This is a genomic window from uncultured Devosia sp., from assembly GCF_964244875.1.
Taxonomy (GTDB): Bacteria; Pseudomonadota; Alphaproteobacteria; order Rhizobiales; family Devosiaceae; genus Devosia.
The window spans coordinates 57240-76300 of record NZ_CAXTKA010000014.1 but is presented as its reverse complement, the minus strand read 5'-3'; the positions used below and the strand labels follow the sequence as shown (position 1 = coordinate 76300).

Annotated in this window: 22 protein-coding genes; 4 read left to right on the top strand and 18 right to left on the bottom strand. The window is 63.2% G+C overall.

Going from position 1 to position 19061, the window contains the following annotated elements:
• Nucleotides 1-66 precede the first annotated feature (66 nt).
• Nucleotides 67-618, top strand: coding sequence for an ActR/PrrA/RegA family redox response regulator transcription factor (locus tag ACFE8X_RS15240; RefSeq protein WP_375452342.1), 552 nt, complete (start codon nucleotides 67-69; stop codon nucleotides 616-618).
• An 8-nt stretch (nucleotides 619-626) separates the two neighbouring features.
• On the opposite strand, the gene ACFE8X_RS15235 is transcribed toward ACFE8X_RS15240, so the two are convergent.
• The 5 genes from ACFE8X_RS15235 to ACFE8X_RS15215 all read right to left on the bottom strand — a co-directional run bounded on the left by ACFE8X_RS15235 (nucleotide 627) and on the right by ACFE8X_RS15215 (nucleotide 4638).
• On the bottom strand, nucleotides 627-1088 hold the full coding sequence (locus ACFE8X_RS15235) for an MmcB family DNA repair protein (protein ID WP_375452341.1): 462 nt from the start codon (nucleotides 1086-1088) through the stop codon (nucleotides 627-629).
• The gene (locus tag ACFE8X_RS15230) at nucleotides 1081-2262 is read right to left on the bottom strand and encodes an MFS transporter (protein ID WP_375452340.1); all 1182 of its coding nucleotides are present in this window, start codon (nucleotides 2260-2262) and stop codon (nucleotides 1081-1083) included. Before ACFE8X_RS15230 ends, ACFE8X_RS15235 begins: the two co-directional genes overlap by 8 nt.
• On the bottom strand, nucleotides 2259-3428 hold the full coding sequence (locus ACFE8X_RS15225) for an MFS transporter (RefSeq protein WP_375452339.1): 1170 nt from the start codon (nucleotides 3426-3428) through the stop codon (nucleotides 2259-2261). The genes ACFE8X_RS15230 and ACFE8X_RS15225 overlap by 4 nt, the downstream gene beginning before the upstream one ends.
• A 148-nt stretch (nucleotides 3429-3576) precedes the next feature.
• Nucleotides 3577-4125, bottom strand: coding sequence for a hypothetical protein (locus ACFE8X_RS15220; protein WP_375452338.1), 549 nt, complete (start codon nucleotides 4123-4125; stop codon nucleotides 3577-3579).
• 156 nt (nucleotides 4126-4281) lie between these two features.
• Nucleotides 4282-4638 carry a septal ring lytic transglycosylase RlpA family protein gene (locus ACFE8X_RS15215; RefSeq protein ID WP_375452337.1) on the bottom strand — a complete coding sequence of 119 codons (357 nt, stop codon included), beginning with the start codon at nucleotides 4636-4638 and terminating at the stop codon, nucleotides 4282-4284.
• Between the two features lie 452 nt (nucleotides 4639-5090).
• Between ACFE8X_RS15215 and ACFE8X_RS15210 the strand changes: the two genes are divergently transcribed.
• The 3 genes from ACFE8X_RS15210 to ACFE8X_RS15200 all read left to right on the top strand — a co-directional run bounded on the left by ACFE8X_RS15210 (nucleotide 5091) and on the right by ACFE8X_RS15200 (nucleotide 8277).
• Nucleotides 5091-6440: an NAD(P)-dependent oxidoreductase gene (locus ACFE8X_RS15210; RefSeq protein WP_375452336.1), complete on the top strand. Its 1350-nt coding sequence runs from the start codon at nucleotides 5091-5093 to the stop codon at nucleotides 6438-6440.
• Entirely contained in the window at nucleotides 6433-7773 is a 1341-nt protein-coding gene (gene preA / locus ACFE8X_RS15205) for an NAD-dependent dihydropyrimidine dehydrogenase subunit PreA (protein WP_375452335.1), read from the top strand. Before ACFE8X_RS15210 ends, preA begins: the two co-directional genes overlap by 8 nt.
• 93 nt (nucleotides 7774-7866) lie before the next feature.
• On the top strand, nucleotides 7867-8277 hold the full coding sequence (locus ACFE8X_RS15200; RefSeq protein ID WP_375452334.1) for a DoxX family protein: 411 nt from the start codon (nucleotides 7867-7869) through the stop codon (nucleotides 8275-8277).
• Here the strand turns inward: ACFE8X_RS15200 and ACFE8X_RS15195 are convergent.
• The 13 genes from ACFE8X_RS15195 to phnF form a co-directional block, all read right to left on the bottom strand.
• A complete protein-coding gene (locus ACFE8X_RS15195) occupies nucleotides 8274-8702 on the bottom strand; it encodes a DoxX family protein (RefSeq protein WP_375452333.1) in 429 nt (142 codons plus the stop codon). The two genes, ACFE8X_RS15200 and ACFE8X_RS15195, sit on opposite strands and share 4 nt — an antisense overlap.
• Nucleotides 8703-8847: 145 nt before the next feature.
• Nucleotides 8848-9678 carry a phosphonate ABC transporter, permease protein PhnE gene (gene phnE, locus ACFE8X_RS15190; protein ID WP_375452332.1) on the bottom strand — a complete coding sequence of 277 codons (831 nt, stop codon included), beginning with the start codon at nucleotides 9676-9678 and terminating at the stop codon, nucleotides 8848-8850.
• Nucleotides 9679-9681: 3 nt separating this feature from the next.
• Nucleotides 9682-10593: a phosphonate ABC transporter, permease protein PhnE gene (phnE, locus tag ACFE8X_RS15185; protein ID WP_375452331.1), complete on the bottom strand. Its 912-nt coding sequence runs from the start codon at nucleotides 10591-10593 to the stop codon at nucleotides 9682-9684.
• 53 nt (nucleotides 10594-10646) lie between these two features.
• A complete protein-coding gene (phnD, locus tag ACFE8X_RS15180; protein WP_375452330.1) occupies nucleotides 10647-11567 on the bottom strand; it encodes a phosphonate ABC transporter substrate-binding protein in 921 nt (306 codons plus the stop codon).
• Between the two features lie 32 nt (nucleotides 11568-11599).
• Nucleotides 11600-12427 (bottom strand): phosphonate ABC transporter ATP-binding protein, encoded by an 828-nt coding sequence (gene phnC / locus ACFE8X_RS15175; RefSeq protein ID WP_375452329.1) that lies wholly within the window; start codon nucleotides 12425-12427, stop codon nucleotides 11600-11602.
• A 52-nt stretch (nucleotides 12428-12479) separates the two neighbouring features.
• Entirely contained in the window at nucleotides 12480-13679 is a 1200-nt protein-coding gene (locus ACFE8X_RS15170; RefSeq protein ID WP_375452328.1) for an alpha-D-ribose 1-methylphosphonate 5-triphosphate diphosphatase, read from the bottom strand.
• Nucleotides 13666-14400 (bottom strand): phosphonate C-P lyase system protein PhnL, encoded by a 735-nt coding sequence (locus ACFE8X_RS15165; RefSeq protein ID WP_375452327.1) that lies wholly within the window; start codon nucleotides 14398-14400, stop codon nucleotides 13666-13668. Before ACFE8X_RS15165 ends, ACFE8X_RS15170 begins: the two co-directional genes overlap by 14 nt.
• Nucleotides 14401-14409: 9 nt before the next feature.
• On the bottom strand, nucleotides 14410-15231 hold the full coding sequence (locus ACFE8X_RS15160; protein WP_375452326.1) for an ATP-binding cassette domain-containing protein: 822 nt from the start codon (nucleotides 15229-15231) through the stop codon (nucleotides 14410-14412).
• Nucleotides 15228-16142 carry an alpha-D-ribose 1-methylphosphonate 5-phosphate C-P-lyase PhnJ gene (locus tag ACFE8X_RS15155; protein ID WP_375452325.1) on the bottom strand — a complete coding sequence of 305 codons (915 nt, stop codon included), beginning with the start codon at nucleotides 16140-16142 and terminating at the stop codon, nucleotides 15228-15230. Before ACFE8X_RS15155 ends, ACFE8X_RS15160 begins: the two co-directional genes overlap by 4 nt.
• Nucleotides 16139-17224, bottom strand: coding sequence for a carbon-phosphorus lyase complex subunit PhnI (locus ACFE8X_RS15150; protein WP_375452324.1), 1086 nt, complete (start codon nucleotides 17222-17224; stop codon nucleotides 16139-16141). Before ACFE8X_RS15150 ends, ACFE8X_RS15155 begins: the two co-directional genes overlap by 4 nt.
• On the bottom strand, nucleotides 17224-17763 hold the full coding sequence (locus ACFE8X_RS15145) for a phosphonate C-P lyase system protein PhnH (RefSeq protein ID WP_375452323.1): 540 nt from the start codon (nucleotides 17761-17763) through the stop codon (nucleotides 17224-17226). Before ACFE8X_RS15145 ends, ACFE8X_RS15150 begins: the two co-directional genes overlap by 1 nt.
• Nucleotides 17763-18206, bottom strand: coding sequence for a phosphonate C-P lyase system protein PhnG (locus ACFE8X_RS15140; protein WP_375452322.1), 444 nt, complete (start codon nucleotides 18204-18206; stop codon nucleotides 17763-17765). The genes ACFE8X_RS15145 and ACFE8X_RS15140 overlap by 1 nt, the downstream gene beginning before the upstream one ends.
• A complete protein-coding gene (phnF, locus tag ACFE8X_RS15135; RefSeq protein WP_375452321.1) occupies nucleotides 18199-18954 on the bottom strand; it encodes a phosphonate metabolism transcriptional regulator PhnF in 756 nt (251 codons plus the stop codon). The genes ACFE8X_RS15140 and phnF overlap by 8 nt, the downstream gene beginning before the upstream one ends.
• Nucleotides 18955-19061 lie beyond the last annotated feature (107 nt).

Here is a 19061-nt window from a genome sequence, read left to right as displayed (position 1 = left end):
AGCGCGAGGTTGCTTATGGCCCATCTGCATTTTGACGTTTCTGCTGCAAACGCTTATGTGAAGTCCATGAGTACGATCGAAGAGCTTCTGGCGACCGACCCGTCCCTGCTGCTGGTGGATGACGACGCCGCCTTCCTGTCGCGCCTCGAGCGGGCCATGCAACGGCGCGGCTTTGAGGTGCGCATTGCCGCGACCGTTGCCGCCGGCCTTGCCGCCGTCGCCGAGCGTCCGCCCGCTTACGCGGTGGTCGACCTGCGCCTCGAGGATGGCAATGGCCTCGAAGTGGTCCAGGCGCTCCACACCAAGCGGGCCGATGCGCGCGCCGTCGTCCTGACCGGCTACGGCAACATCGCGACCGCCGTCACCGCGGTCAAGCTTGGCGCCGTCGACTATCTCAGCAAGCCCGCCGACGCCGACGACGTCATCAATGCCTTGCTCGCCACGGGCGAGGACAAGCCCGAGCCACCCGAAAACCCGATGTCCGCCGATCGCGTGCGCTGGGAACATATCCAGCGCGTTTATGAATTGTGCGACCGCAATGTTTCCGAGACGGCGCGTCGCCTCAGCATGCACCGCCGCACCCTGCAGCGCATCCTCGCCAAGCGCGCCCCGCGCTGAAACCGACCCTATCGTGGTCCCGGGTCCATCAATCCATGCACCCGATCGGCGCCCATGCGCGCCAGCTTGAGCAGCAGCGCCTTGCGCCGCGCCGGGGGCAGGGGAGTATCGGGGCTGTCCCGCAAGATCGCCCCGTCATGCCCATCCGCCACGATCAGCCCTTCGCTCTCAGGAAAGATCGCGCCGTCCAGTTCCGGCGGCTTGGCGAAAAAGAACTTGTCGGAAAATTCGCGGTATTCGGGCCACTTCCGGTCGACCTGGAAATCGAGCAGGCTCGACTTGATCTCGACGATCCAGATTTCCCCCTTTGGCCCAACGCCCAGCACGTCCGCCCGCCGCCCGTTGCGCAGCGGTACCTCGGCATAGCAGCATAGATCATGCACGTCGCGCAGCAGCCGCATCACCCCCCGCTGCACCCGCAGCGCCGTCGCTGATTGGCGCAGGTCGATGATCGGGGGCAGCTCAGCCATGGCTGGACGCCGGCTCCACGCCCGCGCTGATCACCGGCCCCTTCGCCGCCAGCGCCCGGCAGGCAATCAGCCCCAGGATCAGGATCGGCAGGATCACCAGATAGGACGAGCGGATACCCAGATATTCGGCCACAAACCCCAAAAGCGGCGGCCCGAGGAAAAAGACGATGAAGGTCACCTGGCCCAAGGCCGCCACGTTCACGGCTGAAGGACGGTCCGTGCGCTGTGCCGCCGCCGAAACCGCCAGCGGATAAACCGCGCTGCAGCCGGCGCCCATGAGGGCAAAGCCGGCCAGCGCCAGCCACGGCACCGGCGCGAACGCCACCGCAAGCGCGCCCAGGATTGCCAGCCCCATCAAGCCAGTTGCGACCAGGCGGGGCCCGAACCGGTCCACCACCGGATCGGCGAAGAGGCGCATCATCGCCATGCAAAACGAAAACAGCGTCAGCCCCAGCCCGCCAACGAACGGATCCACGGCGAACACGTCGCGCATATAGATGCCCGACCAGTCGATACCTGCGCCCTCGACCAGAAATGCTGCAATCCCGATCATGCAAAGCGGCAGCAAGCCCCAATGGGGAAAGGCGATCCGGGGCGTCTCGCCCTGGTGCGCGCTGGCCCGGGCCGGCGCATCGGTCATGCCGGCGATCATGTACAGGCCCACGACGAACACCACGCCCACCGCGATCAGCAGATGGAGCTGGATTGACAGGCCCGCCCCGCGCACCAGGGCGCCCAACAGCGCAGTGATGAAAAACCCCAGGCTCCACATGCCATGGGCCCGGTTCATGTAGCTTTTGGCATATTGCGCTTCGAGCCGATCGGTCTGCACGTTGAGATTGATCTCCAGCGCCCCGGCCAGGAGCCCGGCGACGAACAGCGCCACGAACACCGCCAAGGCCGAAGGCAGCCAGGGAATAAGCGCATAGCACGCCGCGGTGCCCAAGACCGTCACCAGTGCCGTGCTGCGTGATCCCAGCCGTTCGATCAGCGGCGCCGAAAGGGTCAGCGAGATCAGCGAGCCGATGGCCATGCCGATCAGGGTCAGGCCCAGCTCGCTCTTGCTGACCTGCAATTGGGTTTGCAGGTCCGGCATGCGCGACAGCAGCGCCCCCAGGGCAAAAGCGAACATGAAAAAGCACGCAAAGATGCGGTGATGCGGGGCGATTGTCATGCCGTCTGTATCTTTCCAAAGCGCGGCGCCAGCGAACCGGCGGCAACAAGACTCAGCGCCACCAGCGGCAGCCCGAGGCCGAAGGCCCAGCGAATGCCGGCATGTTCAGCCACAAAGCCCAGCAACGGCGGCCCGAGCAGGAAACCCACGAACGAGATTTGCGCCAGTGCCGCAACGTTGACCGCCGCGGGCCGATCGGCGCGCTGCGCCGCCGCCGACATCGCCAGGGGAAAAATCGCGCTGGTGCCCACCCCGAGCATGGCAAAGCCCACCAGTGCCAGCCAGGGCGCATTGGCGAAAAATACGGTCAGCGCCCCCAGTCCCAGAATGCTCAGCAGCACCCGCGCTACCGCGACCGGATTGCTGCGCTCGACGAACCCGTCGGCCAAAAACCGCATCACCGCCTGGGCGCCGGCGCCTAGCGCCACCGCGAACCCGGCCACAAAGGGCTCGGCCGCGAACACGTCGCGCATATAGATTGCCGACCAGTCGATGCCGGCGCCCTCCATGATCATCGCCGCCATGGTGACGCAGACCAGCACCAGGATGGCCAGTGTTGGCCGCGCGAAGCGGGGACCGGCATCGGTACTGCCGCCGCTGCGGTGCTCGGCCGGCTCGAACCGGCCCATGATGATCGCGGTGGCCGCGAAAATCACCGGCACCATGATGGCCAGATGCAGCTGCGGCGACAGCCCGGACTGGGCGATCAGCGAGCCCAAGAGGCCGGCGCTGAAAAAGCCGATGCTCCAGAATCCATGCGCCCGGTTCATGATGCGCCGCCCGATGGCATGCTCCACCCGGTCGGCCTCCAGATTGACGATGACTTCGATCACCCCGATGGTCAGCCCCACCGGCAGCAACAGCAAAAACAGCATCACCGGCGATGGCGCCCACACGGCCAGGGCGTAAAAGACCGCCAGCACCGGCAGGGCGGTCAGCAACGCGCGCCGGTGCCCGACTTTTTCGATCAGCCCGCCGGCAAAGGTCAGCGAAATCAGCGTCCCCACCGCAGCCCCGATCAGGGCCAGACCGAGCGCACCCTCGGCCACGCCCATGGCGCGCTGGATGTCGGGCAGGCGCGGGAAGATGCTGCCCATGCAAAATGAATACACAAAAAAAGCAGCGTAAACCCGCAATTGCGGGGGCATGTCGATACCCAGTTTCATGGCTGAAACGAACTCGCGAACCGAAAACGAAGCGACTCTACAGGGATTCGCCACGCAGGCTAACAGCGTCGCTCAACTGCTGCACGCTCGTCTATTGCAACGTTGCAGCAAACACAATGGGTTGCAGCAAACACAATGGCGACGTGCCTCAAGCGGAATGGTCGTCGCGGATCACGTTGACGCCGGTGAGCACGCTGCGCACGATTTCCAGCCGCCGGAATTGTCCGCCCAGCCGGCTTTCGGCCGGGCGTCGCAGCGCCGTGACCCGGTCGCGCCGGTCGGGTCCGAAATAGCCCGAGGTCTCGAAATAGGTCATGGTCCGCCCCACCTGCCGTTCCATCCGCTCGGCCACCCGCTGATGGGTGAACGGCATGGTGATGATGTCGTCGAACCCCAGATTGATGCATGCGGCGATGGCCTCGGCCGATGGGCTCTCCGAAAAATAGATCATCGGCGAAAACCGCACCCGCCGGCTGGGGCAAAAGCGGATCGCCTCCGCCGCTTGGCGCAGGCTGGCGATCTCGGGCACTGCCGCGAACAGGAAAAAACACACGGGCGTGTGCAGCGACTGGCTTTCCGCAAGGCTGGCCCCGCCATAGGGCAAGACCGAGGCGAACCCGATCATGCGCGCCATGTCGGTCAAGGCAGCGCCTGCCCCGTCCTGCGGGCCGACGATAAACGCTGTAGCTTTCATCAAGGTCGCGTCCCGACCAGATTTGCATTCCCGCGTTTATTCTACCGGCTCAATGCTAAAGCCAGCCTAACGCTGTAATAGGTATATTGCCGGGACTGATGCCGCCAAAGCAACGGGCCGCTCCGGGGAGGAGCGGCCCGATCAGGCACAGGCAAGCGCTTAAATGCGCTCGATGCACACAGAGGTCGTGCCGCGATTGCGGAAACCCAGCTTGCCGGCGGCGGCGCTCGACAGATCGATGATGCGGCGGCCATGGAATGGCCCGCGATCGTTGATGGTGACGGTTATCTGGTTGCCGCTGCGCTGGTCGGTGACGCGTAGTTTGGTACCAAACGGCAGCGATCGATGCGCTGCGGTCATGGCATTCTGGTTGAAAATTTGCCCCGAGGCGGCCCGGCGGCCGTCAAATCCGGGACCATACCAGGAGGCACCGCCGCATTGGGCAAAGGCACCAGCCGTTGAAACACAAAGGACTGCACCAGCAAGTGCGGCGGCGAACATGGTCTTTTTGATCAAGCGTCTAATCTCACTTCAATTGAGGTGAGCGGACTCCTAATCAAGGCGATGGGCCACAATATGGACCAATCGCCTTGATTGGTCCTAACCGGCATGCTGTTGCCCATATGCTGCGCCGATCAGGCAACATGCTGCTAGGGCGAGCACAATCTGCAGACACGATCTTGGGACATGAATCCAATATCAAGCTGATCGACTGCTTTCAGTCAAAAAAATCTTCGCCATCAGGGATTGGTTTTGCGTCGTGCGACTTTGGGGCAACAGTTCCACCTAACGTGCCTCAGGCGCGATTTCCGGCGGTCTTCCCATCTGACTTATGGCCGTTTTACCCGGTCGGGTGCTCCAATATGACCTGATTGTGGCAAGTTCGCCGGGCCGTTATTTGACCAATTGATAAAAAATTGGAGCTGCGCTAGCCTTCCCCTCGGGAATGCAGCAGCAAGGACGCGATGATGGCATCAGGTGGTCTCAAGCAGGGTATCGCGCCCGGCCGGTTGGATGCAGGCCAATATGCCGCCAATTTCGCTGATCTGCATCCGCCGCTGGACCGGCATGAAGCCTATGTCGAGGCCGATCGCTGCTATTTCTGTTACGATGCGCCTTGCATGAACGCTTGTCCGACCACGATCGACATTCCCCTGTTCATTCGCGAAATTGCCACCGGCAACCCGCTGGGCGCTGCCGAGACCATTTTCGAGCAGAACATTTTGGGCGGCATGTGCGCCCGCGTCTGCCCCACCGAGCAGCTTTGCGAAGAAGCCTGCGTGCGCGAGGAGGCCGAGGGCAAGCCGGTCAAGATCGGCATGTTGCAGCGCTACGCCACCGATATCGCCATGCGCGACAATGTGCAGTTCTTCGAGCGCCCCGAGCCAACCGGCAAGAGCGTTGCCGTCGTCGGCGCCGGGCCGGCCGGACTTGCCGCCGCCCATCGGCTGGCCACCAAGGGCCATTCTGTCGTCATCTTCGATGCCCGTCCCAAGGCCGGCGGTCTCAACGAATATGGCATTGCCTCCTACAAATCGACCGACGGCTTCGCCCAGGCCGAAGTCGACTATGTCACCGCTATCGGCGGTATCGAGATCGTGCACGGCCAGGTGCTTGGCCAGGACATGACGCTGCCGCGCCTGCAGGAAACCTATGATGCGGTGTTTCTTGGTATCGGGCTGGGCGGCGTCAATGCGCTGCGCGCCCAGAACGAGAGTGCGCAAGGCGTCGCCAATGCGGTCGATTTCATCGCCGAACTGCGCCAGTCGTCCGATCTGGCGGCGCTGCCGGTGGGCCGCAGGGTCGTGGTCATTGGCGGCGGCATGACGGCGGTCGATGCGGCCGTGCAATCCAAGCTGCTCGGCGCCGAAGAGGTGACCATGGTCTATCGCCGCGGCAAGGAGCATATGGGCGCTTCAGCGTTCGAGCAGGACCTCGCGGCCGCCAAAGGCGTCACCATCCGGCACTGGATGGCCCCCAGGCGCGTCCTCGCCGATGGCGCCGGTGTGACCGGCATCGAGCTCGCCTATACCCATCTGGTGGACGGCAATCTGCTCGAAACCGGGGAAACCGTCATCTTGATGGCCGACCAGGTGTTCAAGGCCATCGGCCAGACGCTGGCCACCGATGGCGATGGCGCCGAACGCGCCGGCGGCAAGATCATGGTCGACGCCGAGGGCCGCACCTCGCTGCCCGGCGTCTGGGCCGGCGGGGACTGTGCCACCGGCGGCGATGACCTCACCGTCACCGCCGTCGCCGAGGGCCGCGACGCGGCCGAGAGCATGCACCGTTTCCTCATGGGAGGCAGCAATGGCTGATCTTCGCGCCGATTTCGTCGGCATCAAATCGCCCAACCCCTTCTGGTTGGCCTCCGCTCCACCCACCGACAAGGCCTACAATGTGGTGCGCGCCTTCAAGGCCGGCTGGGGCGGCGTGGTATGGAAGACCCTTGGCGAGGAAGGCCCGCCCGTCGTCAACGTCAACGGCCCGCGCTACGGCGCCATCTTTGGCGCCGATCGGCGTCTTCTGGGACTCAACAATATCGAATTGATCACCGACCGGGCCCTGCAGACCAACCTGCGCGAGATCAAGCAGGTCAAGATGGATTGGCCCGACCGCGCCATGGTCGTCTCCATCATGGTGCCCTGCGAGGAGGAGGCCTGGAAGGCCATCCTGCCTTTGGTCGAGGAGACCGGGGCCGATGGCATCGAGCTCAATTTCGGCTGCCCGCACGGCATGAGCGAGCGCGGCATGGGCGCGGCCGTCGGCCAGGTGCCCGAATATGTCGAAATGGTCGTGCGCTGGTGCAAGCAATATTCACGCATGCCGGTGATCACCAAGCTGACCCCCAATATCGCCGATATCCGCCAGCCCGCCCGTGCTGCCAAGCGCGGCGGCACCGACGCGGTCTCGCTGATCAACACCATCAATTCCATCGTCGCGGTCGATCTCGACGATTTCGCCCCGGTTCCGACCGTGGGCGGCAAGGGTACGCATGGCGGCTATTGCGGCCCGGCGGTCAAGCCGATCGCCCTCAACATGGTCGCCGAAATCGCCCGTGACGAGGAAACCTTCGGCCTGCCCATTTCGGGCATTGGCGGCATCACCACCTGGCGCGACGCCGCCGAATTCATCGCGCTGGGCGCCGGCAATGTGCAGGTCTGTACCGCTGCCATGACCTATGGCTTCAAGATCGTCGAGGAGATGATCTCGGGCCTCGGCAACTGGATGGATGAAAAGGGACATCCCAACATCGAATCCATCACCGGCCGCGCCATCCGCAACGTCACCGATTGGAAATATCTCGATCTCGAATACATTGCCAAGGCCAAGATCGACCAGGACCTGTGCATCAAATGCGGGCGTTGCCACATTGCTTGCGAGGACACCTCGCACCAGGCAATCGCCAAGCAGAAGGACGGCAAGCGCTATTTCGAGGTGATGAACGACGAATGCGTCGGCTGTAACCTGTGCGTCAATGTCTGCCCGGTCGAGGATTGCATCACCATGGAGGCCCTGCCGGTCGGCGCGCTCGACGAACGCACCGGTCGCGTCGTCACCGGCACTTACGCCAATTGGACGACCCATCCCAACAATCCCGGCCACGACGCGCCAATGGGCGACGTCTCCGCAGTCGAGCCGGCGGAATAGCCGATCGTTTCGCCTGCTGCCGAAACCAACCGGTTGGCTTCAGCACTGGAAACCCTCAGTTTCCGCTTTCGCGGACACTCCGGCATCAGCAATATGGCTCCCGGGTCGCCAGCAAGTGCGACGGGGAGCGTCATCACTTTATCTGCAACACTGATCGTGCTCGGCCGGGTGGTTTTCGGCCTGTTCTTCGTGATTGCCGGCCTGCGCAATTTTGCCGGTTTCCGCGCCCGCATTCCGTCGACAACCAATTATGGCTGGGACCTGCCGCCGCCGATCGTGGCCTTCGGCTTTGCCATGCAACTGGTTGGTGGCCTGTCGCTCATATTTGACGTCTGGACTGTTTACGGCGCCGCGCTGCTGATCGTTTTCCTGGTGCTGGCCACCGCCATGTACCACAATCTGTTTCTGTTCGAAGGCAAGGCGCGCGATCCGCATCTGTATCTGGTGCTGGTCAACATCACCCTCGTCGCCGGACTGCTGCAGATCATCGGCGTGTCGCTCTAGAACAGCACACGGTCCAGGCTCCACTCGCCCGCCCCGGTCGCCACCAGCACGACGAGCCCCGCGACCAGAAGCATTTCAGGCGCATAGAGCACGTTCTCAAGCTTGTGGATGCCCGATCCCTCCAGCTTGGGAATGGCTACCGTGATGAGGGCCACGGTGCTCAAGGCCAAGAGCCCGAAGGCCGCGAGAGCCGTGACCAGGCCGAGCACCATCGCAAGGCCGCCGAGCAATTCAACCAGCGACAGCGGCATCGCCAAGGTCTTGGGAAAACCGCCGGTCTGCAGTGACTGCGCCATCTTCTCCTTGCGCTCCGGATCGGTCAGCTTGAAGTAACCCGACAGCGTAAACATCACCCCTATGACCAGGCGCAACATCAGTAGAGCGGGGTCGATCAGCGCTGGAATGCCTGCGAGCCAATAAGCCATGACGGTGTTTTTCCCTTGGCCTTGCCAAACGAAGCGCCGGCGCTTTCGTTGCGCCGGGATCGAGATCGGACACATCGTTTGATGCAGCGCGGGAAGTCGGCGACACGCTGCATCCGGCGCGTGTTCAAGACCACCGCCGACATGGCTATATCAGTTTTGCCCTGATGCGCTGCGAGACCGCGTCGATCACGGACACCGTGACCAGGATCAGCAGGATAATGAAGGCCGCTTCCTGCCAATTGTTGATGCGCATACGATCGGAAAGCTGCAGCCCGATACCACCTGCCCCGACGATGCCGAGGATGGTGGCCGAGCGCACATTGGATTCAAAGAAGAACAGCACATGGCTGGTCATCACCGGCAAGACCTGCGGCAGCACGCCCAGCCGCATCACCTGCAGCCCGTTCCCACCAGCAGAGCGAACGCCATCAACGGGTTTCTTGTCGACATTCTCGATGGCTTCGGCAAAGAGTTTCCCCAGGACCATGACATCGCCGATTGCAATGGCGAGGACCCCGGCAAAGGGGCCAAGACCGACGGCTGAAACGAAGATCAACGCCCAGACCAGACCGTCAATCCCGCGGAACGCATCAAAGAAGCGGCGCAGGCTGAAATGGAAGAGCCAGTTCGGCACGATGTTCTTGGCGCCAAGAAACCCCAGCGGTACCGCAATTGCCGCGGCAATTATGGTGCCGAGGAACGCCATGGCGAGGGTTTCCAGCATGGCCTGGCAATAGGCCCACAGCCCATTGCCGGGCCAGGGCGGGATCATCAGCCCCACAAGCAGGCCGAGCTTGCTGAACCCGTTGACGAGGCGCATCGGCGAAGCATCGATCCACCAAAGGCCAAACGCCAGGGCGGCAAGAAAAGCCAGCCACGAGCTCCAGTCACGCAGCCGTGCCGGCAAGGATCGCCTGAAAATTTCGGGATTGGAGCGCTTGAGGCGGGCAATTTCGGCGTATGGCGCAGTGCTCATGGCTCAGGCCCTCTGCGTCAGGTCGTGGCCGATCAGGCGATGGCGGATGGCCTCGCAGCTGATGTCGATCACCGAGGTGGTGAGGATCAGCATCAGCATGATGGCGGAAATATCGGTGTATTCGAACTGCCGGATGGCGACGTAGAGCTCCTGGCCAATGCCGCCGGCGCCGACGATGCCGAGGGCCGAAGCGCCACGGACATTGATCTCGAAGCGCAGCAGCAGATAGCTTGCATAGTTGGGCAGCGCCTGCGGCACGACGCCCAGGCGTACGATCATCGCCCAATTGCCGCCGGCAGCGCGCACCCCCTCGATTGGTCCGGGATCGACATTTTCATTGACCTCGGCAAAGAGTTTTCCGAGCGAGCCGGCCGTGTGAATGGCAATCGCCAACACGCCGGCGAATGGCCCCAGGCCAAAAGCGAAAACAAAGATCATCGCAAACACCAGCTCCGGGACGGTGCGGCAAAATTCGAGCATGCGCCGCGCGGCGAAGTAGATCCCTTGGCTTTGCACGAGATTGCGCGAGGCGAAAAAGCACAGTGCCAACGCTAGAATACCGCCGAGTACCGTCCCCACAAACCCCATGAGAATGGTCTCGAGCAGCAGCCGTGTCCAGAAGCGCAGGCCCCAATACCAGTCGGCCAGATCGCCGAAAAAATTCTCGACCGTCAGCGTCGGCAGCGTGCCGGCAATATAGTTCCAGGCCATGGGCAAGCCTTTGACAAGGCCCGGAACGCTGAAATCGCTGACATTGACCGAGCCGATCAGCGCTGCTGCAAAGAGCGCGCCATACAGCAGCGTCCATGTTCGCCGGGCAAGTTGCTGCTGGCGATAGCGGCCTTCAAACGAGAGCAGACGCTCTTCGCGCGTCGTTGAGGACAGTCGAGCATGCACGGGGGTCAGAGTGGACATCGGTCCTCCCAAAAGAAAACCGGCACGCCTGGGCGCGCCGGCCTCTGAACTCATCAGTTGCCGTTCTTGCGGCGCTCCTGGGCATTGAATTCGGTGATGGCGATCACGTTGAGATAGTCGTCGTGCTTGGCCTCGATATAGCCGCTCGAAGTGCCGTTGCTATAGGTAGCGAAGCCCTCCGGGTCCTTTTGGGGGAACGCCATCAGCGCGGTCTTGAACGCGTCCTGCAACTCTTGCGGCAGCGTGGTCAGCATCATCACCGGCGTGTTCGGGATGACCGGCGACGTCCAGATGATGCGGGTCGAGCCGGCCGGGATCAGGCCCTTCTTTTCCATGTTCTGGATCGTGCCGGACTCTTCGTTGCGCCAACTGGTGGCGACGGCCTCGAAGGTGCCGTTGACCAGCGCCATGACGCTCTGCTCATGGCCGCCCGAAAAGGCGACGTCGCTGAAATAGTCATCTGCCGAGGTATTGAGTTCGGTCGCGAGATAATAGGACGGGACGGCATAGCCCGAGGTCGAGTTCGGATCGGCAAAGGCGAAGGACTTGCCCTTGATGTCTTCGAGCGTCTGGTAAGGGCTGTCGGCGCGCACGGCGATGACCGAATAATAGCCCAGATTGCCTTCGTTATCGAGCGTGACGGCAACCGGCGCGATATCCTCGCCCATGACTTTGCGGGCCAGGGCGTACGCGGCCGGACCGACGGAGGCGAACTGCACGTGACCCGAGCGCATGGCCTCGACCACGGCGGCATAGTCCGTGCCGCGAACGATCTTGACCGGCACGCCGAGTTCGCGGCTGAGATAGTCGGCATAGGGCTGGGTGCGGGCGATCGCATCGGTTTCATTCTCGCTGGACGAGATGCCGATGGTGAGTTCGGGAAATTGTGAACGCCAGTCCTGGGCCAGAGCCGGCGAGACAAGGGCGAGCAAAGCCAGTGCAGCCGCAAGGCCGCGACGCGTCAAGGTAAACATCGATGTAGCTCCGAGTTGGGGAATGAGCGGCGCTAGTGCGCCGTTTCCATATGTCGTCCGCCGGCTTGGCCTGCCGGACCGGTTGCAGCCATGGTCGAGGTCAGGTTTTCGTCCACGGCTGTTTGGGTATCGTCACCATAAATCTGCTGGATCATGGCGCTGGTGAGCTGGCGCGGCGTGCCGTCGAAGACGACGCGCCCCTGCGCCATGCCCACAATGCGGTCGCAATAAGCGCGCGCGGCATCGAGCGTGTGAAGATTGGTGATGACGGTGATCTTGTCCTTTTGGTTGATGGTGCGCAGCGCATCCATCACCAGACGGGCATTGCGCGGATCGAGCGACGCGATCGGCTCGTCGGCAAGAATGAGGCTGGGTTTCTGCATCAGAGCGCGGGCGATGGCGACACGCTGCTGCTGGCCGCCCGACAGAGTATCGGCGCGCTGCAAGGCTTGCGACAACAGATCCAGGCGGTCGAGTGCCAGGGCGGCATTGGCCCGATCGGTCTCCGCAAAGCGCTTGAACATGATTGGCAGGGTTGCGGCCGTGCCGATACGACCGATCATCACATTGGTCAGGACATCCAGCCGGTTGACGAGGTTGAACTGCTGGAAAATCATGGCGCAACGCGCCCGCCAGGCCCGCAACGCCTTGCCATTCAAGGCACCCACATCAACCTCGCCGAAGGTGATCCGGCCCTCGCCGGTGCTGGCAAGGCGGTTGATCAGGCGCAGAAGCGTCGATTTGCCGGCACCGGACCGGCCGATAATGCCCACCATCTGGCCGGGCGGGAAAGACAGCGACACGCCGTTGACCGCAATCGTGTCGCCGAAGCGCTTGGTGACGTTCTTCAATTCCAGCATATCGCACCCGCGTGTCTCTATGCCCGAACCATAATCAGTCTCGATGACATGATTAACTCATTCGAATGACATCCGCGTGACGCGTGGAAAGTGCCGGAAAGGCAAGTGTGCCGTCGGCATAGACCGGGCGTCCGCGCGACAGCGTCGCATGGACGCGGCCCACGCCGACATCGCTGGCGATCAGCAGATCGGCGCGCAGGCCGATACCGATCTGACCGCGGTCTTCGAGGCCCAGGGCGCGAGCAGGATTGAGCGAAGTGAGGCGTGCAGCGCCGGCAAGGCCATCGGGATCGGTCTTGGCCAGGACCAGAATGGCGGGCAGCATGGCGCTGGGGTGATAGTCGGCGGCCAGCAGGTCGAGCACACCGGCCGCATGGGCCTGCCGCGCCGAAAGATTGCCCGAATAGGATTGGCCACGCAGAGCATTGGGAGCGCCCATGGCATTCAGCATGCCACGCCTATGGGCTTCCTGAGCGGCTTCGAGCGTCACCGGGAACTCGCTGATATTGGCGCCAAGCGCGTCCATCAGCGCGACTTTTTCGATCGTGTCGTCGTCATGGCTCGCAACGGGCACGCCGTGCAATGCGCAATATTGGGTGATGGCGCGCAGGGTCGCCGTCATGTCGCCGGCCGTAGCCTTGCGGTCGCGGATGCGCTGCTGCAACTGCTCGGCCGCCGCCTCGGGCGAAATGCCCTTGTTCTTGGCAAGATTTGCCGCCTGCAGGGCAAGATCGCGATACTGGCCCTGTCCCGGCGTATGATCACAGAGCGAAACCAGATCCACCGAACCTTCGCCGACCAGTTCCTTCACCACCGACAAAGCAGCCGGAAAGGTGACTTCGAACCGCGCGTGAACCCGGTGATCGATCAGCAGCGTCGGTCGCGCGGCAACGACGGCGCGGATCATCTCGCTCGTGAAGTCATAAGAGCGCATGTGCCCATAGGTCGAGCCCGGCGCGAAGGACAGCGAGGCATAGGCCGTGGTGACCCCGCTGGTCGCGAGCTTGGTATCGAGATCGCGCAGACCCATTTCCATCGGCATGCGAACGCCGGGCCGTGGCTCGATTTCGCGCTCGATCATGTCGCCATGCATGTCGATCATGCCCGCCATCAGCAGCAGGCCTTCGCCCTCGACATCGGCCTTGGCGACCGGCGTCTGGCTGATCTCGGCGATCACGCCATCTTGGATACGCAAGGCGCCGTTTTCGAGGACTTTGTCGGCCAGCACGATCCGGAAGTTAGAAAGCCACATGGTCTTCTCGCTCGCTTTGGTCGGCAACGACCTTGGTATTGAGATTGATGTCGCGGTCGATCAGTTGCGACACGTCGCCAGGGTGATGAAAGACCCCGATAATGGCGACACCCTGTCCCTTGAGGTCGGCCAGGCGCCTGACCAGCGCGGCGCGGGCGCCGACATCGAGCGAAGCCGTGGGCTCATCGAGCAGCAACAGGCGCTGTGGCAGGATCAGCGCGCGGGCCAGGTTGACCTTCTGCTGCTCGCCGCCCGAAAAAGTGCTGGGATAGGCCCGCCAAAGTTCCGGCCGCACGCCGAACTGCTCCAGCCAGTGCTGTGCCTGGTCCAGCGCCTCGGCCTGGTTGACGCCGGCAAGGCGCAGTGGCTCGGCCACGATATCCTGTGCCGCGACGCGCGGACGGGCGTTGAGAAACTGGGTGACGAAGCCGATCTCCTCGCGGCGGAGCAGCGCGATATCGACGTCCGCGGCATTGGCCAGGTCGATCTCGCCATGCCTGGAGCGATACCAAAGGTGGCCGCCAACCGGCAGATAACTGCGCCAGATCGTGCGCAGCAGGGTCGATTTGCCGGCGCCATTATGCCCGCGCAGCAGCAGGAATTCTCCGTCGTGCAGGTCAAAGCTGATCCCCTCGAAAGCGTGCAGCAGGCTATCGAGATGATACATGCGGAAGGTCTTGGCAAGGCCTTCGACACGCAGCAACGGCTGGGGTGACGTCATCGTGCGACCTCAAAGCTTGGCGTGGACGAGTTGCTGGGAATAGGGGTGCTGGGGGTCTTGAAACACCTGGTCGGCCAGGCCTTGCTCCACCACTTCGCCATGGCGCATCACCATGACCCGGTCGGCCATGGTGCGGATGACGCCGAGATCATGGCTGACCAGCACCATGGTGATCCTGCGATCACGCTGCAGGCGCTTGAGCGTATCGAGCACCAGCGCCTGTACCGACACGTCAAGACCGGTGGTTGGTTCGTCAAGCAGCAGCAAAGCCGGCTCCAGCGCGATGGCCTTGGCCAGTTGCACACGCTGCTGCATGCCGCCCGACAGCTCGATCGGCCGCGTATCCATGCGCGAAAGCGGGAATTCTGAAGCATCGAGCGCTTCGCGCGCCTTGGAGCGGAGTACGTCAAAACTGCGCTCACCGGCGATCAGCAGGCGCTCGGCGACATTGCCGCTGGAACTGTGGCGCATCAGTAGCCCGAGATGGGGGTTCTGATAGACGATGCCGATATGGCGCGCGCACAGCATGCGTCGCTCGTAGCGCGGCAAGTCAAACAGATTGCCATCTTCGCGCTGTGGCAGTTGCAGATGGTAATCGCCGCTATCGGGCGTATCCTCGAGGTTCATCATGCGCAGCAAGGTCGACTTGCCCGAGCCGCTTTCCCCCACAATGCCCATGACCTCGCCGGGATAGACGCATGCATCGACCTGGTGCAGGGCGCGCACATCGCCATAGGACTTGCAGATATCGTGCATGGCGAGCAGCGGTTCGGCCCGCATCAGGCGCGGGGCGACGCGCTCCAGAGCCGGAAGACCCAGATCAAGGCTCATGCCGAAAACTCCCCGTTGCGATACCAGGTGCTGCCGATTTCGCCGTGCCCGCCGTCCGCCTGCTGGATGGCCTTGATACCCAGATTGCTGTCGGACACTTCGAAAGCCGACCCGCCGTTATCAAGGGGCAGCTCATTCATGAAAAAGCCCGAGACGCCGGAGCGGCGGCAGGTGAGCTCGGCATGGTCTTCGACGCGATAGGGCCGATCCGAGAAAACCAGCGGCTCGACCCGGGTAAAGGGCGGCACGGCAAACAGCCGCTTTTCCCGGCCTGCCGAAAGAAAGGTCAGGTGCTTGGCCATGTTCAGCTTGGGCACGTCCCAACGCGGAATGGGCGATGGCGTCATCACGTGCCGACCATTGACCATGCTGGGATAGCTCGCGCCTTGCATGATGCGGCCTTTGCGCACGATCTGCTCGTAAAGGGTCAGCCAAAGCTTGCCGTAATCGGCATCGGCATGCATCTGCCGGGCGATGGAGATGTTGGGCTCCACGCCGCGCAGCGGCTCGGGATTGGGAACCTGAAGCACGAGGATCTGGTCTTTGCCCATCACCTCTTCGGGCACGCGGTGACGCGACTGCACGATCGAAGCGGCTAGCGTATCCCAGGTTTCCGCAGCGCCCGAGACGCGGCTGATGAAGCGGCGGATCGAGGCGGCGTTGACGCCGTCATCGGCGCCCTGATCGATGACCTTTACCGTGGAGGCCGGATTGACCAGCGTCAGCGTCACCTGCAGGCCGCCGGTGCCCCAGCCGCGCGCCATGGGCACTTCGCGGCTGGCATAGGGCATCTGGCAGCCGGGCACGGCGATGGCCTTGAGCATCTTGCGCCGGAGTTCGCGCTTTGCCGAAGCATCGAGAAAGCCATAGCTGGTTGCGGCCCAGGGCTTGGTGAGAGAAGCAAGGCTCATTCTGCGGGCTCCGTCTGGCGCGTGGCTGCCGGCGCCGCACTGGCTGGCGCTTGTTTGGCCTTGGCGTCACGCATGGCATCCAGCACCGACTGGAAGGTGACGTAGTGCGGCAGCTTGAAATGAATGCAGAAGCCGGAAGCCTCCACGCTTTCGGTATGGTACAGGTAAAACTCTTCATGCACGGGTGAGCCGACCGGAGCTTCGGCCGAATTGAGGTCCAGCGTGGCTGCGGCGATGACCTTGACTTCGTTCCAGCCAAAGGTCGCGGCAAAGCCGAGTTCCAGATAGCCCCCCTTTTCCTTGGACGTGACCTCGGCTTGGCTGACCCGCACGCGTCCGGCGGAAAACTGCGTGCCGGCCGGATGGCGCACCACGACTTCGGCCTCGGCAAGGCGCAATTCATTGACCGTGGGATGGGCATTGCCATAGCCACGCATGGCCGAATAGCCAAGCGCCAGCACGCCGCCCGTTTCGGCCCGCGCCAAGCTTTGTAGTCGATGGGCCCGTGAGGCCGGGAACAACAATGGCTCGCGCGTCAGGTCTGGAATATCCTCGGGTGCCAGATCGGACGCTTTGGCCGCCGAAACCAGGCCTTGATGACGCTGCCAATCGGCCAGCGAAGGTTGATGCGCCGGCGCAGCCCTGGCCGCCGCGTCCACAGCCGGCGGTGCATAGGGTTTGCCTTCCAGAACGTCGGTGGCGAGCACCCGATGCGAGTAATCCAGCGTCGGCCCGAGAATCTGCCCGCCCGGAATATCCTTGAATGCCGCCGAAATACGGCGCTGGGTCAAAAGCTCGTGCTGCCGCACCGGCCGGGCAATGGCGATGCGCGGCTGGGTTGTACGCCAGGCCCGCAGCACCAGCACGGCTTCGGCCAGCTCGCCTCCGGTCTGCGCCAAGGCCAGCGCCGCCAGCTCTTCGCTATAGAGCGAGGCCTCGCCCATGACCCGGTCGACGAGATAGGGCATGGTCTGCCCGATGGCCTGGACGCGTGCGGCATCGATCGTGCCGAGATCCTGGCGGAACAGGCGCTCCGCCTGCTCGATGGCCGTTTCGCCACCGCGGGTTGCGACATAGGCCATCAGAGCACCTCCACCTGGGTCGAGCGGGGAATGCCGATAACCGAGCGGCCATCGACAACAAGCATGTCAAAGCCTTCCGGATAGGCGCAGAGCCTGGCCCGCATGGCCCAAAAGGCCGGCGAAACATCCAGAATGGCCTCTTTGCTGCCATCAATCCCGGGCCCGGACAGTCTTAGGCGCTGCCCGATGCCGTGGCGCGCAACTGCCCCGAGCGTTGCCCCATCATCGGGGTAAAGCGCATTGCCGCAGCGCAGGGTAATAAGCCACTGTTCGGCGTCATCGAGGCACGACACAAACACATGATCGGCATCGCCAGGATCATCGGACAGCCGTGCCCCTGTCGCCGTTGCCCGAGCCCGCAACTCCGGCTCATCGGTAAAGACGGTGCATTCCAGATCGACAAGTGTCTCGATAAGCCCGCCAAGGCCGGCATCCGGCAAATGGCGGCCGTCTCCGGGGCGCGCCATGGCCCACATCAGCGCTTCGAAAGTTGCGTTGGCACGCACTTCAACCATGTCTGGAGGAGCAATCGTCAGCATCAGAACGTCTCCATTTCGACGCGCGTCGCTTCGACCTGCCGCATGCGCAAGTCGTCCACGTCGGCAAGATGGGCCTGCTCGTCGGCAAGAAACCGGGCAGTGGCTGGCTCTCGGCCCAATGCCGCCATGCGCAGATCGACGACGGCCATGGCCATGGCGCGCTCCAGATCCCGGCCGGTCACCATGCCGTAACCAACATGGCCAAGGCTGTCGGTGATATGGGCCTCGCTGACCAGCACTTCGCCCAGGTGAAAATCGACATTCTCGACCGTGTCGCGCATCGGCACCATGACCAGCCCGGTGCGGTTAGCCACGACGGCAATCTCGCCCACGTCATCAAGCAGGCCTTCGGCGAACTGCTTCAGGCGTTCCGGCCGCGCCCGCGCCAGGATATCGAGCGCCGCCGCATGATCGGGGCCGCCCCCGGTGGTCTCGTTATACATCGCTGTCTCTTTCGGTGCTGATGGCGCTCGGATGGTCGCTTTCAAAGGTGAACTGCACCCGGTCGCCGGCCCATACCGCCTCGGAAAACCCGATCGGCTGGCCGTCGAGATCGGCGTCGATTTTTTGCACCACCAGGACCGATTGGCCCGCCCGCAGCATCAACATGGCAGCCTCGTTTTCGGAAGCGATGCGCGTGAAGACCGTGGTGCGCAGCCGGCGATAATCGGTAATGCCATAGGTGCGATAAACCTCGGTGATCGAGCCGATGGCGCGCCGCCGCTCCGGCAGCTCGGGAAATCGTCCGGCGTCATGATAGCCCCAGCCCATGCTGATCGGCAGATCATTGGCAAAGCTGCGCCAGGAGCGCGCAAACACCGGTGCCTCTGGGGCAATGCGTAACGCCGCCGCCACGCGACCGCTTGCCGGAATTGTCATGTCCGCCAGCGTCTCGCCCGAAGCGGTGAGCCCCTGCGACAGCAGGTTTTCGCGAAAACGAGTCCGCGAACCGATGACATAATTCAGCAGCGGCGCCCGCTCGACGAAGGTGCCACGGCCATGCTCGATCCGTAGCTTCCCTTCGGCCACGAGCGCCGCCAGCGCCTTGCGCAGCGAATGCCGGCGGGTGCCATAAAGCGTGCACAGATCAGGCTCGGACGGCAGCCGCGTGTCGGGTGCCAGCCGTCCTGCAGTGATCTCGGCATTGATCCGGTCCCGGGTTTGCTCCCAGGAATAACCTTGATTGCGCATCGCACCAACTCATTCGAATGAGCCGGTGATAGCCGCTCAGGATGACACGTGCATGACGATTTTAGCGGACTTTCCATTGGTTGGGCTTAACGGGTATCGGGTACTCC